A 15,377-nucleotide genomic window follows, 5' to 3' on the forward strand; every position below is an offset into this window, starting at 1 on the left:
TCGGTAAGCCGTATGCGGGAAAACCGCACGTACGGAATTGAAAGGGGGATGGGGAACCGGGCCTTCACGGCACCGCGCCCCTGACTACCAATGGCGCCTGGTGGATTCTTCGGACGAGCGTTGCTCGTGGACGTCGCCGGCCGGGGGGCGAGAGGCGCCTCCTATGAGCTGAGCGATCGAGTGTTGCGGTCGTATGTGGGCGGGGTGGGGCTCGGCACGTGGCTGTTGCACCGGTTGGCGCCCGCGGGGGTCGATCCCCTGGATCCTGAGGCGCCGCTGGCCTTCGTCTTCTCCTCGCTGGTCGGGACCCCGTTGACGACCAGTGCGAAGTTCGCGGTGGTGGCCAAGTCGCCGTTGACCGGACTGCTGACCGATGCTCTCGCGTCCAGCCAGTTCGCCATCGCCGGCAAGCTGACCGGGCATGACGCGATCGTGATCCGTGGCCGTGCCGACGAGCTGTCGGTGCTGCTGATCGACGGCGACGGCGTCCGGCTCGAACCGGCTCCCGAGCTCGCCGGACTGCCCGCGTCCGAGGCGGAGACCGCGGCGAGGGCGCGGTTCGGCCGCACCTGGCGCACCGCGGCCATCGGCCCGGCGGGCGAACGCCAGGTGAGATACGCGACCATCAGCCATGACGGCCGCCACGCCGGCCGGGGCGGCCTGGGTGCCGTGATGGGTGCGAAGAACCTCAAGGCCGTGCTGGTCAGAGCGGCGACCAAGGTGTCGGTCGCGGACCAGGCCGGGGTCCTTGCCGCCGCCCGCGACCTGCGCCGGCGCAGTTTCGGCCCGGCCACCGCGAAATACCGGGAGCTGGGCACGCTGGCCAACCTCCTGGCTTTCAACGCCGTCAGCACCCTGCCCACCCGCAACTTCACCGCGGCGACCTTCGAAGGTGCGCCCCGGCTGGCCGCCGAGGAGCTGCACGAGCTGCGGGGGGTGGCGCGTAACAGCTGCGCGTCGTGCTCCATCGGCTGCGAGCACATCTACTCGCGCAAGGGCGGTGGCCGCCAGCGGATGGAGTACGAGAATGTCTTCGCGCTCGGCCCGCTGTGCGGGGTGTCCGATCCCGACGAGGTGTTCGCCGCCAGTGCGCGCTGCGATGAGCTGGGCATCGACACCATCTCGGCGGGGGGCACGATCGCGTGGGCCATGGAGTGCGTCGAACGTGGTCTGCTCGATGAGCCGTGGCTGCGGTTCGGTGACGGTACGGCGTTGTTGCGCGCGCTGGACGCGATCGGGGAGCGGTCGCCGGGCGTGGGAGAGTTGCTCGCGCAGGGCTCGCGGCGGGCTGCCGGTGTGGTCGGGCAGTCCTCGATCGATTTCGCGCCGCAGGTCAAGGGGCTGGAGCTGCCCGGTTATGAGCCGCGTAGCCTGCAGACGATGGCGCTCGGGCTCGCGGTGAACGCCAGGGGAGCCGACCACAATCGGTCGGGTGCCTACGAGGCCGACCTGTCGGGTGAGCTCGACCGGCTGGCCGGCGGCGCGGCCCATGTCGCCGCCGCGGTCGACACCGAGGACCGAGCCGCGGTCATGGACTCGATGATTCTCTGTAAGTTCCTGCGGGGTGTATTCGATGACCCCTTCACGGAGTGGGCCAGGTTGCTCGCGCTGGTCACCGGGTGGCGGCTGGACGCGGATGAGCTGCGGGACACCGCCCGGCGGATCGTCCGGGCGAAACGCGCGTTCAACCTGCGCGAGGGGGCCACCGCGGCCGACGACACGCTGCCGGCCCGGATGCTCGAAACGCCGCTGGAGCTCGGCTCCGGCCGCCGTGCGGTGCTGGACGCGGGCCGCCTGAAGTCGATGATCGCCGGTTACTATGCTGCGCGCGGCCTGGACGAGGAAGGGCGCGTCGCGGCGGCTGATCTTGAGGATTTGCTGCTCGACGCTTAGCACGGTGCGGTGTCAGCAGTGTGCGCGCAGATGCCCTGGTAGGGAACCCCCACCGGAGCCGCGAAAGCACACGGTCACGAATCTTGACAATTTGCCCATATTGGTACTAGCACCGGATTTAGTGCGAAACGTTACCGCTGACATTGTAGCGAGAACTGTATGCCGTATTCTGTATGCTCTCTAACCGCTCGACTGACGGGGTTGAGATGACGACTCTCGAAGAGCCGGTGACGGTGGTCCGGACCGTGACAGCCGAGATCGACGGCCGTACCGTGACCGTGCCGGAGGGCACCAGTATCTACGACGCCGCGAAGCAGGTCGGCATCGACATCCCGGTGTTGTGCCACGACGAGCGCTATGACCCCGTCGGGGTCTGCCGCATGTGCGTGGTGGACACAGGCGGGCGGGCCTTCGCCGCCGCGTGCGTACGCCCTTGCGAGGAGGGCATGCAGGTCAGGACCAGCACCCCGGAGCTGGAGCGCAACCGGGCCACCTTGACCGAGCTGCTGATCTCCGACCAGCCGCCGCGCGTGGAGGACCCGAAACAGACGACCACCGGCGACAACCTGCTCCTCGGTCTCGCCGACCGGTTCGACGTGGCCAAGGAGACGACCGACCTGCCGTGCGGTTCGGGCCGGGGGCTGGACTCGTCGAACCCGGTGATCGAGGTCGACCACGACGCGTGCATTCTGTGCGACCGCTGTGTCCGCGCGTGCGACGACATCCAGGGCAACGACGTCATCGGCCGCTCGGGCAAGGGCTACTCGACCAGGATCGCCTTCGACCTCAACGACCCGATGGGCGCCAGCTCGTGTGTGACCTGCGGCGAGTGCGTGCAGGCCTGTCCCACCGGAGCCCTGACCAACAAGGCGATCAACAACATCCCCATCCGGCCCCGCGAGGAGCTGGACGCGGTGGACAGCGTGTGCCCGTACTGCGGCGTCGGCTGCGCGCTCACCTACTACGTCGACCGGTCGCGCGGCGCGATCGCCTTCGCGGAGGGGCGTGACCAGCCGGGCTCGAAGAGCAGGCTGTGCGTCAAGGGCCGGTACGGCTGGGACTACGCGGCCTCGCCGCAGCGCCTGACCGTTCCCCTGATCCGGAAGGAGTCGTCCTATCCCAAGGGCCCGCTGTCGGCGGACGTGCGCGGCGAGGCGTACAACGACCGGGGACGCGGCGGCGCCGGCGGGAACCGCAGCGGCGGCGGTCGCAGCGCCGAGCTGAGCAGGAACGGCAAGGACAGGCGCCGCAAACCGGGCGGTCTGGTCGACTACGACGAGGTGTTGCCGCACTTCCGCGAGGCCACCTGGGAGGAGGCGCTCGAGCTCGTCGCCCGGCGGCTGAGGGAGATCCACGCGCAGCAGGGCGCCGGGGCCATCGCCGGGTTCGGCTTCGCGAAGTGCTCCAACGAGGAGGCCTACCTCTTCCAGAAGCTGATCCGGACCGGGTTCGGCACGAACAACGTCGACCACTGCACGCGGCTCTGCCACGCCTCGTCGGTGGCCGCGCTCTTCGAGGGGGTGGGCTCCGGCGCGGTGTCGACCACGTACGGCGACGTCGCCAACGCCGAGGTCGTGATCATCACCGGTTCCAATCCGACGGCGAACCACCCCGTCGCCAGCTCCTTCTTCAAGCAGGCCCGCCGGCGCGGTACGAAGATCATCTATGTCGACCCGCGGGCCAGCACCGTCGCTGAGCACGCCGACTACTACTGCCAGGTCAAGCCCGGCACCGACGTGGCGTTCTACAACGGTGTCATGCGTGAGGTGATCCGGCTCGGCCTGATCGACCGGGAGTTCATCAAGGCCCGGGTCTCCAACTTCGAGGAACTGGTCCGCACGGTCGACGACTACCCGCCGGAGCGGGCCGCGCAGATCACCGGTGTCGACGCGGACCTGATCCGGCAGGTCGCGCGAGTCTGGGGTGAGGCCAGATCCGGCGTCATCTACTGGGGCATGGGCATCTCCCAGCACACCACCGGCACCGACAACGCCCGGTGCCTGATCGCGATGTGCTCGATCACCGGCAACGTGGGCAAGCCGGGGGCCGGCCTGCACCCGCTGCGCGGGCAGAACAACGTCCAGGGCGCCTCCGACGCCGGGTTGATCCCCATGTTCTACCCCGACTACCAGGGCGTCGACCGGGAGGCCGCCCGCCGGCGGTTCGAGGAGGCCTGGGGCACGGAGCTCGACCCCAACCGCGGCCTCACCGTCACCGAGATCATCGGTTCGGTGCTCAAGCCCGGCGGCGTGCGCGGCATGTACATGCTGGGCGAGAACCCGTTCCTGTCCGACCCCAACATCAACAAGGTCCGCAAAGCGCTGTCGAAGCTGGACTTCCTGGTGGTCCAGGACATTTTCCTGACCGAGACCGCGGAGTTCGCCGACGTCATCCTTCCCGCGTCGTCGTACCTGGAGAAAGAGGGCAGCTACACCAACACCGATCGCCGGGTGCAGCTCGGCCGTAAGGTGATGGACCCGCCGGGCCAGGCCCGGGTGGACTGGGAGATCATCCAGGACATCGCCCGGCGGATCGGGCTGGACTGGTCGTACGCCTCGCCCAGCGAGGTGTTCGACGAGATGGTCGCGCTCATGCCGTCGTATGCGAACCTGCGCCACGACAACCTCGGGCTGACCGGCAAGCTCTACCCGAACCACGACCCCGACCACTCCGACGGGACCGTGGTCCTGTTCGACGAGCGGTTCAACACCGACGACGGCCTGGCTCACCTTGTACCGGCGCACTGGCTGCCGGCGAAGGAGCTGCCGGACGCGGAGTACCCGCTGGTGCTCAACACCGGCCGGCTGCTCGAACACTGGCACACCGGGTCGATGACGCGCCGGTCGTACGCGCTGGACACCATCTCGCCGATCGCCGAGGTGTACATGCATCCCAAGGACGTCGCCGACCGCGGGCTGTCGCATGGCCAGCTGGTCCGGGTGAGGTCCCGGCGCGGGGCCATCGAGTTGCAGGTGCGGGTCTCCCACCGCGAGCAGCTGGGCAACTGCTTCATCCCGTTCCACTTCCGGGAGGCGGCGGCGAACCTGCTGACGATCGACGAGATCGACCCCTACGGCAAGATCCCCGAGTTCAAGTTCTGCGCGATTCAGGTCGAGGCGCCGGGCGCGGAGCCCCTCAGCAGCATGGGAAGTGACTGAATGACCCTGAGTTTCGAGCTGGGACGTCGCCAGGTGCCGGGTGTGGAGGCACGGGCTGGGAAGTTCCCGGGGCCGTCGCTGATCCCGGCTCTCAACGCCATCCAAGCGCGGTTGGGCTGGTTGCCGCGGGAGGAACTCGAAGAGCTCGCCCGCACCATGCGGCGTCCGCGGTACGAGATCGAGGGCCTCATCTCGTTCTACCCGCACTTCCGCACGACCCCGCCCGCCAAAGTCGCGATCAACGTTTGCCACGACCTGTCGTGCTGGTTGCGCTCCGCGGACGACCGGATCGCCGAGATGCGTGCACGCTACGGCGACGACACCGAGATCGAGCTCGTCGAGGTGTCCTGCCTCGGCCGCTGCGACAACGCCCCGGCGCTGGCCGTCAACGAGTATCCGGCACCGGTTGCCGACGTTGACGCGCTCGTGGCCGCCGCGCGTGAGGAGGAGCTCGCCGAGGCCACCGTGACGGGACGTCCCGAGCCCTGGCCGAACGACCCGTACCCGGCCGGATCGGATGTCCCGGCGCGGTACGCGAGCCTGCGCGCGCTGCTGGCCGGCGAGATGAGCGCCGAGAGCGTGGTGGCCACGCTGGAGGCCTCCGGATTGCGCGGTATGGGGGGCGCGGGGTTCCCCACGGGCAGGAAGTGGGGCCTGGTCGCCTCCACCGAACCGGGCAGCGTCAAATACGCGATCTGCAACGCCGACGAGTCCGAGCCGGGCACCTTCAAGGACCGTCAGATCCTGACCGATCAGCCGCACCTGGTGATCGAGGGTCTCCTGCTCGGCATGGCCGTGGTCGGGGCCGAGCAGGGCTGGATCTTCATCCGTCACGAGTACGGCCCCGAGGAGCGCGTGCTGCACGCGGAGATCGCGGCACTGCGCCAGGCCGGGGTGATCGGCGAGAACGCCTGCGGCAGCGGCCGCCGCCTCGAACTCGACATCTTCGTCTCGCCCGGCGGCTACATCCTCGGCGAGGAGACCGCGCTGCTGGAGTGCATGGAGGGGCACCGCGGCGAGCCGCGCAACAAGCCGCCCTTCCCGGGCAACTACGGTTTGCACGGCCGTCCCACGTTGATCAACTCGGTGGAGACCTTCGCCGACGTGCCGGTGATCCTGCAACGCGGTGCCGAGTGGTGGGCCGGGCAGGGCGAGGGAGACTCCGCCGGCTGGAAGTTCTTCGCCGTGTCCGGGCACGTGGAGCGCCCCGGCGTGTACTGCGTGCCGATGGGCACGACGGTGCGCAGCCTGATAGACCTCGCCGGCGGCGTGCTCGGCGGCGCCCAGGTCGGCGCCGTGCAGCCGGGTGGGGCTTCCTCGAACTTCATCGGCCCCGACAAGCTGGATCTGGCACTGGACTTCGGCACGCTCGCCGAAGCCGGGACCATGCTGGGTTCGGGCGCCCTGGTGGTGCTCGCCGAGGGTACCGATCTGCTGGCCGCCTCGACGAACGTGCTGCGCTTCTTCCGCAACGAGTCGTGTGGCAAGTGCGTGCCCTGCCGGGTCGGGTCCACCAAGGCCCACGAGCTGCTGCGCGGCGTGCTGGACGCGGGTTCCTCCGCCCTCGACGACGCGCGGAGCAGGCGGATCCTGCAGTTGGAGGAGACCATGCGCAAGACGTCGATCTGCGGGCTCGGGCAGGTGGCGCTGGGCCCGGTGGTGTCCGTGCTCGGGCTGAACAAGGGGGCTGCGGCGGCCGGGCCGCAGCCCCGGCCCGAAGGCTCGAAGGAGCGGCCGGACCGTTGAGCGGCAGGGAGTTCTTCACCGTCCGTACCCTCGCCGAGGTCCGGTCCGGCTTCCGGCCCGCTCACCGTACGCCCGCGGAGCGCGTGCCGCTGTCGGCGGCGCTGCACCGGGTGCCCGTCGCGGACATCTCGGCGCCCGCCGCCCTGCCCGGCTTCGCGCGGTCCACCGTGGACGGCTTCGCGGTTCGGGCGATGGACACCTACGGCGCCTCCGATGCGCTCCCGTCCTACCTCGATCTGCTCGGCGCGGTGCGGATGGGCGCCGAGCCCACCGTGGCGGTCCGGGCAGGCGGATGCGTGGCGATGCCGACCGGGGGAGTGCTTCCGGCCGGCGCCGACGCGGTGGTGATGGTCGAGTACACCGCCGAGACGATGCCGGGCACGATCGAGGTCACCCGGCCCGTCGCACCGGGCGGCGGCATCGTCCGCGCTGACGAGGACGTGGCGGCCGGCGGCGTGCTGGCGCCCGGCGGCCGGTCGCTGCGCGCCCCTGACCTCGGCTTCCTCGCCGCCGCCGGGGTGACCGCGATCCCCGTGCACGCCCGGCCCCGGGTGGCGATCATCTCCACCGGCGACGAGGTGGTGCCGCCCGGCACCGTGGAGCTCGCACCCGGACAAGTGCGCGACGCGACCGCCTCCGCGCTGGCGGGACTGGTCGCCGACGCGGGTGGCGAGCCGGTGATCGCCGGCATCGTCCCGGACGAGCCCGGGGCTTTGAAGGACCGGCTGACCGCGGTCGTGGCCGAGTCCGACCTGGTCGTCGTGTCGGCGGGCTCGTCGGTCGGCGCGAGGGACGAGACGGCGGGCGCGGTGGCCGCCATCGGCGACATCTGGTGTCACGGCATCGCCATCAAGCCGGGCAAGCCCACGCTGCTGGCCGAATGCTCCGGGATCCCGCTCATCGGGCTGCCGGGCAACCCGCTGTCCGCGCTGGTCGTGTTCGGGCAGGTCGGGGTGCCGCTGCTGTGGCGCATCGCCGGGTGCGAGGCTCCGCCGCCGCAGCCGAGCACGCGTGCGCGGCTCTCGCGCGACCTGGCTTCGGCGGCCGGCCGGCTTGACGTGGTCCAGGTCACGGTCCGGGACGGCGTGGCCGAGCCGATCTTCGGCCCGTCGGCGCTGTTGTCGGTGCTGACCCGCGCCGACGGATACGTGATCGTGCCCGAACCTGCCACCGGCTTGGACGCGGGCACCGAGGTTGAGGTCATCCTGTACAGATGAGCGCAGAAAGTCCTTTCGTTTCCGACGTTCCCGCGGCGCAGGCCCTCGCCGTCTGGCGCGAGGCACGTGCCGCGGCGGGATGCCCCGCCCGGGTCGAAGCGGTCCGGGTATCGGTCGGTGCCGCCGTGGGCCGGGTGACGGCCGAGCCGGTGTGGGCGCTGCGGTCCTCGCCCGCCTTCGACTCCGCGGCCATGGACGGCATCGCCGTACGCGCCGCCGACACCGTCGGCGCGGCCGAGACCAGCCCCATCCTGCTCGCCAGGGGCGACTTCGAGGTCGTGGACACCGGCGACCCGCTGCCTGATGGATACGACGCCGTGGTGATGCGCGAACACGTACATCGCACCGCGCAAGGGGAGGCCGAGCTCCGGGCGGCCGTACCGCCCTACCAGCACGTCCGATCCATCGGGGAGGACATCAGCGCCGGCGAGCTGCTCCTGCCGGAAGGCCACCGGCTGCGTCCCGTCGACGTCGCCGCCTGCGCCGCGGCGGGAGTCGTCGAGCTCGGCGTCCGGCGCGCACCACGGGTGGTGATCGTGCCGACCGGTGACGAGATCCGCCCGATCGGTGCGGAGCTCGCCCCCGGGGACATCCTCGACACGAACTCGATGATGCTGGCCGCGCAGGCACGGGACGCGGGCTGCGAGGCCCGGGTCACCGAGATCGTCCACGACGACCCCGAGGCGATCACCGCGGTGCTCCGGGCCGCCACCTGCGACGCCGACCTGGTCCTGCTCATCGCCGGCTCCAGTGCGGGGCGGGACGACTACACCGCCCGCGTGGTCGCCGGGGCCGGCGTCCTCGCGGTCCACGGGGTCGCCGTCCGTCCCGGCCATCCCGTCGTCCTCGGCGCGGTCGTGGCGACGCCTGTGATCGGCGTTCCCGGCTATCCGGTGTCCGCGGCGCTGACCTTCGACATCTTCGCGGCTCCGATGCTGGCCGAGCTGGAGGGAGCCGCACCGCGAGAACGCCCGTCGGCCACGGCTTATCTGGCCAGGAAGCTGCCGTCCGCCATCGGCATGGACGACTGGGTGCGGGTACGCCTGGGACGGGTGCGGGACCAGCTCGTCGCCACCCCGCTGCCCCGGGGCGCCGGCGTGCTCACCTCGCTCGTCCGCGCCGACGGCCTGCTCGTCGTACCCGCAGGTGTGGAGGGGCATCACGCCGGGGAGCAGGTCCGGGTCGAACTGCTACGCGGCCTGTCCGAGATCGGCCGGACCATCGTCGCGATCGGCTCGCACGACATGGTGCTCGACCTCGCGGCCTCTGCCCTGCGCGCCGCCGACCCGTTGATCACGCTGGCGTCGTCGAACGTCGGCTCACTGGGCGGCCTCGTGGCGCTGCGCGACGGCCTGTGCCACCTGGCCGGGTCGCACCTGCTGGACCCGGCCACCGGCGAGTACACCCTGCCGTACGTGGACAAACTCCTGGGCCTGGACGCCGACGTGGTCGTGGTCCGGCTGGTCCACCGCGAGCAGGGGCTGATCGTCGCGCCCGGCAACCCGCTCGGCCTGACCGGGATCAAGGACCTGACCAGGCCCGACCTGCGGTACGTGAACCGGCAGCGCGGCGCCGGCACGCGGGCGCTGCTGGACCACGAACTGGCCGGCCTCGGCATCGACGCGAGCGAGGTGCCCGGCTACTCCCGCGAGGAGCACACCCACCTGGCGGTGGCCGCGGCGGTGGCCGCGGGACGCGCGGACGCCGGCCTGGGCATCCTCGCCGCCGCCCGCGCCTTCGGACTCGACTTCGTCCCGGTGGCCCAGGAGCCTTACGACCTGGTGCTGCGTACCGACGCGCTGTCCGAGGAGCTGCTGGCTCCGCTGTGGGCACTCCTGGGGCGGCCGGACTTCCGCGCCGAGGTGGAGGCGCTGGGCGGCTACTCCTGCGCGGAGACAGGGCGCCGCATTCGCTGACTGTCGCTGACTCCCCGTTCTCACCGGCCGGCATGAGTCCGGTACGCGACTCGTGGGCGGCGGGCGGACGGCAGAGACGTGATCTCAATGCTGGTGGGCAGAGGGCTGGATGGCTCGGTTGCCAGTGGAGGGAGCGGACACCATGCGGTTGAGCGCGCGTAACAGGATCCCGGCGAGGGTGGTCGGCGTCACGAGGGGCGAGGCGACGGCGAATGTGGAGCTGGACGCCAATGGCGTGCGGCTGGTGGCGGCCATCACGGTGGAGGCCGCCGAAGATCTTGGGCTGGAGCCGGGCAGGGAGGTCATTGCGGTGATCAAGGCGTCCGACCTCATGCTGGGTGTGGACAACTAGCCCGGCAGCGGGGCCTGGCCAGGCTGCCGCGGCCCCGCCTCGGCAGGGTGGTCAGGCAGGGTGGTCAGGCAGGGTGGTCAGGCAGGGTGGTCAGGCAGGGTGGTCAGGCAGGGTCGAGGGCGTCGGTGTCGCCGACGTACAGGCGGACGACGCCGCTGACGTAGCGGCCGCCCTTGACGTCGCCGGGCACGACCAGGCGCGGGCCTTGCTTGTCCAGCTTCGCGCCGTCCTGGGCGACGGCGAGCAGGACCTTCTTGCCGGAGAAGGACGGGTCGAGTTCGGCCCAGGCCACGGTGGCGTGGTAGCCGTCGGAGCCGGTGGCGGTGACCACCAGGCGTAGCTGCGCGTTCTTGATGCCGGGGTCGATGCGGGGCTCGGTCAGTTTGAGGACGTCGGCGAGCAGGGGGCCGGAAGAGGCGCAAGCGTGGTCAGCAGCGCTGCCGCGAGCGCGGACGCGGCGGCCCGGCGGCGGGAGGTACCGAGGGTCATGACGAACTCTCCGATCTCGTGGATGCCATGGCAGAACGGTAGATCATGCCGCTGATGCGGTGGAAGGCGGGTATTCAGGCTGGAATGTGCGGAGGGTATCGTGAGGCATGTGACGACGTTTCGGATCAGCGAGGCCGCGGCGTTGCTCGGGGTCAGCTCCGACACGGTCCGCCGGTGGGTGGACGCGGGTCGGCTGGGAGCCGAGCGGGACGAGCATGGCCACCGCCAGGTCAACGGCGCCGACCTGGCCGCTTTCGCCCGTTCGCAGATCGAGGAGAGCAGCGATGGCGGCCGTTCCTCGGCGCGTAACCGTTTTCGCGGGATCGTCACCGACGTGATCCGCGATGCGGTGATGGCGCAGGTGGAGATCGCCGCCGGGCCGTTCCGGGTGGTGTCGCTGATGAGCCGCCAGGCCGCGGACGAGTTGGGCCTGGAGGTGGGGGTGGTGGCGGTCGCCGTGATCAAGTCCACCAACGTCGTCGTGGAGATTCCCGGTCACGAGCGCGTGGCCAGCTATTTGTGAGGAGCCCCCCTTGGTGTTCAGGCGTTTTTCCCGATGGGCGATTGCCCTGCCCGTCGCACTCGCGCTGGCGGGCCTGTCCGGTTGCGGCTCCGGCGAACCGACCTCGGCCTCGACCTCTGCGTCAGCCTCCGCGGGCGGTGGCGGGGCCAAGGAGGTGACGGTGTTCGCGGCTGCCTCGCTGACCGGTACGTTCACCGAACTCGCCAAGACCTTCGAGGCCGCGCACCCGGGTACGACGGTGAAGTTCAACTTCGGCTCCAGCGCGACCTTGGCTCAGCAGATCATCCAAGGGGCGCCGGCCGACGTGTTCGCCGCGGCGAGCCCGGCCACGATGAAGACGGTCACCGACGCGTCGCTGGCGAGTTCGCCGACCACGTTCGTGCGTAACAAGCTGGAGATCGCCGTGCCGAAGGACAACCCGGCCAAGGTGGACGAGCTGAAGGACCTGACCGACAGCAAGGTGAAGGTGGCGTTGTGCGCCGAGCAGGTGCCGTGCGGGGCGGCGGCGATCAAGGCGCTGGACGCGGCCGGGCTCAAGGTCAAGCCTGTGACCCTGGAGCAGGACGTCAAGGCCACGCTGACCAAGGTCGAGCTGGGTGAGGTGGACGCGGCGCTGGTCTACAAGACCGACGTGATCGCCTCGGCGGGCAAGGTGCAGGGCATCGAGTTCCCGGAGGCGGACAAGGCCATCAACGACTACCCGATCGCCACCTTGGCCAAGGCCCCGGAGGGTGACCTGGCCAAGCAGTTCGTGGATCTGGTGCTGTCGCAGCAGGGCAAGGACGTGCTGACCAAGGCCGGCTTCGAGGCGCCCTGATCCCGGATGAGCCCTTCGGCGCCGGAGCAGCTCGACCCGGCGGGCCCGCGTGGCGGGCCCGCCGGGGGTCCCGCCACGGGCCGTGAGGTCTCCGACCGGCTGGCGTGGATGCCGGCGCTGCCGCCGGTGGCGTTGTACCGCTCGCGGCCGGACGGCAGCCCGCGTAACGTCCGGCAGGCCCGCATCGACGGCGTCGAACGGCACGGCGGCAACGTCCGGGTGCACCTCGACGGCCCGATCATGGCCGTCGCCGACATCACCCCCGCCGCCCTGGCCGGCCTCGACCTGCCCCCCGGCCAGACCATCTGGGCCCCGGTCAGGGCCACTGAGACCCGCAGCTACCCGGCATGAACGCCGAACGGCCCGGTGACGGCCACGACTGCAACGCCATCTGCCTGGGCGGGCCCTGCCACGGCCTGCTCACCCACATCGACCAGGAGATCGGCATCCTGGTCATCCCCGTGCCGCGCAGCTCGTCCGGAGAGCCCGAGGAGTGCGCCCGCTACCGCATCACCCGCGAACGGGTCCGCTACTGGGGCCAGGCCGAGCCGTACATCGCCCTGCACTGGGCCGACCCGCCCTGCTCCTGCGTCTAGCCGTATCGACCCGCGGGGTTGTCGACGCGGGTGATCGGTGGCCCGGTGCGGCGATCAGGAAGCGCAACCGGGCTCAGCCGAGGTCGAGGAGTTGTTCGTAGAAGCCGCCGTAGCCGCCGGCGGCGTCGATCAGGTGGACCTCCAGAATCCAGTGGCAGACGCGGCCCGCACGGTCGGTGCGCCGCATCGGCGTGGTGTTCCCGGGGGCGATGTAGGACTCGATCTTGGCGGCGTCGATCTCCTCGTGGGGGAACTCGCCGACGAGATGTCCTGCGTGCGTGCCGCCGAGCGTCCAGCCGGCCTCTCGCGCGAGTCTGCCGACCTCGGCATGGAGCTGGGCTCCGGTGACGTCGGGGTGGTCGGCGAAGTAACGGCGCCCGGCCTCGAAGATGGCGGGCAGGTCGGCGGCCAGGCGGTGTTTGACGGGGTCGTCGCCCAGAACGTAGGTACGGCCGAGATCGGCTTCGAACTCCTGGAAGATCGGGCCGAAGTCGGCGAAGACGATGTCGCCGTCCTCGACGGTCCGGTCCGGCGGGTTCTCGCGGTAGGGGAAGAGGGTGTTCGGGCCGGACCGGATGATGCGCTTGTGCCAGTGGCGGGTGGTCCCGAACATCTCGTTCGCCAGATCGCGGATCTTGTCGCTGATCACCCGTTCGGTCTCGCCCGCGACGATGAGGTCTCGCTTGACGATCTCGTCGAACAGCGTGATCGCCTTGTCCTGGGCGTCGAGCAGGCGCTGGGCGCGGAAGTCCTCGGCGGTCGCGACGTCGACGTAGACCCAGGCCTTCTCGCCGGATCGCAGATCAGCCTTCACCCTCAGGTAGTCGTCGACCTCGTAGGCGTCGGCGGCCGCGAGATCCTCCGGAGTGAGGGTGAACACCATGCCGTCGATCGCGTCCTGCGGGTCCTCGGAGCGTACGGCCATGGGGTGCTCGTCGCTTCCGCTGTCGGCGATCACCGCAGGATCGGTGATGGTCACCGTCTCCAGGCGGAAGCCCAGCAGCGCGTCCGGGCGCCCGTCGAGCTCGCGTCCGAACCGGGCCACCTGCACCTGCGGCAGCCGCAAGGTTCCGTAGGAGAACAGCAGATGATTGGACAAGTGAGCTCCCTGAAGGCCTGCCGCATCTTCGAGATGGGACCACGTACGGTTTTCGCAATCGCCAGGATATATGGGCATCTGTCTTGTGATCTGAGGGGACCTTCTGGACGTCGCCGACCGGCGGGCGTCGCCCCCAGGGGAGCAGCGGCACCGGGTAACGACCCCATCGGCCGGTGTTCAACCGCGCAGCAGGACCAGCGGCACCGGCTGGCCGGGTTCGGCGCCGTGCGGGATCGCGGCCAGGGCGTCCCCGACGGCCGCGCCGTTGAGGAACGCCGGACGGTCTCCGCCGAGGGCCCGCACGCCGGGGCCGTCCCAGACGACCGGGACGATCCGGGTGCGGCCGGCAGGCGCCGGGACCTGAGTGATCAGCGGAGCGTGCGGCAGGCCGACGAGTGTCCGGCCGGACAGTCCGGCGAGGAGCGGGCCGAGCAGCGTGTGCGCGGCGACCAGCGCGGCGAACGGATTGCCGGGAAGGCCGATGACGTAAGGGCCGCCGCGCGACCGGGCGAGGAGTTGGGGGTGGCCGGGCCGGCACGCGACCGCGTCGACGATCCAGCGGGCGGAGCTTTCGGCGAGCAGGCGGCGCAGCCCGTCGGTGGCGCCGACCGAGGTCGACCCGGTGACCACGATGACATCGGCGTCGGCGGACGCCTCCACCGCCTCGCTCAGCGCGGTGTCGGGCCGGTCGGGGACATGGACGAGGCCGTCGAGGCACCCGCCGAGCTCCTCGATCAGCGACGGCAGCAGCGGGCCGAGGGCATCGCGGACCCGGCCCGGACCCGGCGGGCCGTGATGGACCAGCTCATCTCCGGTGACGATCGCCCGTACGGCCGGCTTGCGACGGACCGGCAGCTCATCATACCCGCAGGAGGCGGCCAGGCCGAGGAGCGCGGGACCCACAGGGATACCCGCGGGAACCAGCCGCGCACCGGCGCACGCGTCCTCTCCCGCGTGCCGGATGTGCATTCCGCTCGGCAACTCGGGACCGGCCACACCCCCGTCGCCGGGAACGGCCGACTCGACCGGAAGCACCGCCCACGCCCCGGGAGGAACGACGGCCCCGGTCGAGATCTCCACGGCGCGACCGGCCTCCAGCCGCTCACCCGTCCATGGCCCGCCGGGGCGGGAGCTGCCGACGATCAGCCACGGACCGGCGCCCGCCACGGCGAACCCGTCCATCGCGGCCGTGTCGAAGGCCGGCAGCGGCGTCGCCGCGACGAGCTCCTCGGCGAGCACCAGGCCTGCCGCCTGACCGAGTGCCACGCGCACGGGTGAGGTCGGCTCGGCCGCCGCATGCGCGTACTCCCTCGCCGTCGCCCAGGCGACGTCACGACGTGTTCGCCGATCGGCTGTAATGATCATGTGTCACTCTCCCATCTGCAAGTTTGGGCTGTGGTTCGTAGAGCCTCACACCTTGTACCCGCGATGGCGAGTCGGATGGGACTTTCGATCACGTGGAAAGCGATGCGCTTGCGAATCGTGTTGAGGCCGCGTCCGCCCCCGAGCTCACCGGGCCGCCCCGCCCGCGGGCGTCGGCCTGCCCGCAGTCTTCGAGGGCTCCACCGCGC

General features: G+C 70.8%; 13 protein-coding genes. 10 read left to right on the forward strand and 3 right to left on the reverse strand.

Annotated features, from left to right (window positions below):
- Nucleotides 1-126: 126 nt before the first annotated feature.
- The 6 genes from ACIBQ1_RS58175 (at nucleotide 127) to ACIBQ1_RS58200 (ending at nucleotide 10,282) form a co-directional block, all read left to right on the forward strand.
- On the forward strand, nucleotides 127-1,893 hold the full coding sequence (locus ACIBQ1_RS58175; RefSeq protein ID WP_397291884.1) for an aldehyde ferredoxin oxidoreductase family protein: 1,767 nt from the start codon (nucleotides 127-129) through the stop codon (nucleotides 1,891-1,893).
- Between the two features lie 206 nt (nucleotides 1,894-2,099).
- Nucleotides 2,100-5,051 (forward strand): formate dehydrogenase subunit alpha, encoded by a 2,952-nt coding sequence (fdhF, locus tag ACIBQ1_RS58180; protein WP_397291885.1) that lies wholly within the window; start codon nucleotides 2,100-2,102, stop codon nucleotides 5,049-5,051.
- A complete protein-coding gene (locus ACIBQ1_RS58185) occupies nucleotides 5,052-6,797 on the forward strand; it encodes an NAD(P)H-dependent oxidoreductase subunit E (protein WP_397291886.1) in 1,746 nt (581 codons plus the stop codon).
- Nucleotides 6,794-8,014: a gephyrin-like molybdotransferase Glp gene (gene glp / locus ACIBQ1_RS58190; RefSeq protein ID WP_397291888.1), complete on the forward strand. Its 1,221-nt coding sequence runs from the start codon at nucleotides 6,794-6,796 to the stop codon at nucleotides 8,012-8,014. Before ACIBQ1_RS58185 ends, glp begins: the two co-directional genes overlap by 4 nt.
- Nucleotides 8,011-9,930: a molybdopterin biosynthesis protein gene (locus ACIBQ1_RS58195; RefSeq protein ID WP_397291889.1), complete on the forward strand. Its 1,920-nt coding sequence runs from the start codon at nucleotides 8,011-8,013 to the stop codon at nucleotides 9,928-9,930. The genes glp and ACIBQ1_RS58195 overlap by 4 nt, the downstream gene beginning before the upstream one ends.
- Nucleotides 9,931-10,072: 142 nt before the next feature.
- Complete coding sequence (locus ACIBQ1_RS58200) at nucleotides 10,073-10,282, forward strand: molybdopterin-binding protein (RefSeq protein ID WP_397291890.1); 210 nt, start codon at nucleotides 10,073-10,075, stop codon at nucleotides 10,280-10,282.
- Between the two features lie 103 nt (nucleotides 10,283-10,385).
- Here the strand turns inward: ACIBQ1_RS58200 and ACIBQ1_RS58205 are convergent, their stop codons facing one another.
- Complete coding sequence (locus ACIBQ1_RS58205; protein WP_397291892.1) at nucleotides 10,386-10,613, reverse strand: hypothetical protein; 228 nt, start codon at nucleotides 10,611-10,613, stop codon at nucleotides 10,386-10,388.
- A 267-nt stretch (nucleotides 10,614-10,880) separates the two neighbouring features.
- Between ACIBQ1_RS58205 and ACIBQ1_RS58210 the strand changes: the two genes are divergently transcribed.
- From ACIBQ1_RS58210 to ACIBQ1_RS58225, 4 genes are read left to right on the forward strand one after another with little or no spacing between them, the layout of a single operon-like run.
- Nucleotides 10,881-11,294, forward strand: coding sequence for a molybdopterin-binding protein (locus ACIBQ1_RS58210; RefSeq protein ID WP_397291893.1), 414 nt, complete (start codon nucleotides 10,881-10,883; stop codon nucleotides 11,292-11,294).
- A 13-nt stretch (nucleotides 11,295-11,307) separates the two neighbouring features.
- Nucleotides 11,308-12,111 carry a molybdate ABC transporter substrate-binding protein gene (gene modA / locus ACIBQ1_RS58215; protein ID WP_397291894.1) on the forward strand — a complete coding sequence of 268 codons (804 nt, stop codon included), beginning with the start codon at nucleotides 11,308-11,310 and terminating at the stop codon, nucleotides 12,109-12,111.
- Between the two features lie 6 nt (nucleotides 12,112-12,117).
- Entirely contained in the window at nucleotides 12,118-12,462 is a 345-nt protein-coding gene (locus ACIBQ1_RS58220; protein ID WP_397291896.1) for a TOBE domain-containing protein, read from the forward strand.
- On the forward strand, nucleotides 12,459-12,707 hold the full coding sequence (locus ACIBQ1_RS58225) for a hypothetical protein (RefSeq protein ID WP_397291897.1): 249 nt from the start codon (nucleotides 12,459-12,461) through the stop codon (nucleotides 12,705-12,707). The genes ACIBQ1_RS58220 and ACIBQ1_RS58225 overlap by 4 nt, the downstream gene beginning before the upstream one ends.
- Before the next feature lie 73 nt (nucleotides 12,708-12,780).
- Here the strand turns inward: ACIBQ1_RS58225 and ACIBQ1_RS58230 are convergent, their stop codons facing one another.
- Nucleotides 12,781-13,806 (reverse strand): M24 family metallopeptidase, encoded by a 1,026-nt coding sequence (locus ACIBQ1_RS58230; RefSeq protein ID WP_397291898.1) that lies wholly within the window; start codon nucleotides 13,804-13,806, stop codon nucleotides 12,781-12,783.
- A gap of 177 nt (nucleotides 13,807-13,983) precedes the next feature.
- Nucleotides 13,984-15,171 carry a molybdopterin molybdotransferase MoeA gene (locus ACIBQ1_RS58235; protein WP_397291900.1) on the reverse strand — a complete coding sequence of 396 codons (1,188 nt, stop codon included), beginning with the start codon at nucleotides 15,169-15,171 and terminating at the stop codon, nucleotides 13,984-13,986.
- Between the last annotated feature and the right edge of the window lie 206 nt (nucleotides 15,172-15,377).

Origin of the sequence: Nonomuraea sp. NPDC050153, assembly GCF_044460125.1 — a bacterium.
In the GTDB taxonomy this organism is placed as follows: Bacteria; Actinomycetota; Actinomycetes; order Streptosporangiales; family Streptosporangiaceae; genus Nonomuraea.

Bases quoted from the DNA above. Each gene is read 5' to 3' on its own strand.
- fdhF (WP_397291885.1), top strand. From the start codon at position 2,100: ATGACGACTCTCGAAGAGCCGGTGACGGTGGTCCGGACCGTGACAGCC.
- ACIBQ1_RS58185 (WP_397291886.1), top strand. From the start codon at position 5,052: ATGACCCTGAGTTTCGAGCTGGGACGTCGCCAGGTGCCGGGTGTGGAG.
- ACIBQ1_RS58195 (WP_397291889.1), top strand. From the start codon at position 8,011: ATGAGCGCAGAAAGTCCTTTCGTTTCCGACGTTCCCGCGGCGCAGGCC.
- ACIBQ1_RS58200 (WP_397291890.1), top strand. From the start codon at position 10,073: ATGCGGTTGAGCGCGCGTAACAGGATCCCGGCGAGGGTGGTCGGCGTC.
- ACIBQ1_RS58220 (WP_397291896.1), top strand. From the start codon at position 12,118: ATGAGCCCTTCGGCGCCGGAGCAGCTCGACCCGGCGGGCCCGCGTGGC.
- ACIBQ1_RS58225 (WP_397291897.1), top strand. From the start codon at position 12,459: ATGAACGCCGAACGGCCCGGTGACGGCCACGACTGCAACGCCATCTGC.
- ACIBQ1_RS58235 (WP_397291900.1), bottom strand. From the start codon at position 15,171: ATGATCATTACAGCCGATCGGCGAACACGTCGTGACGTCGCCTGGGCG.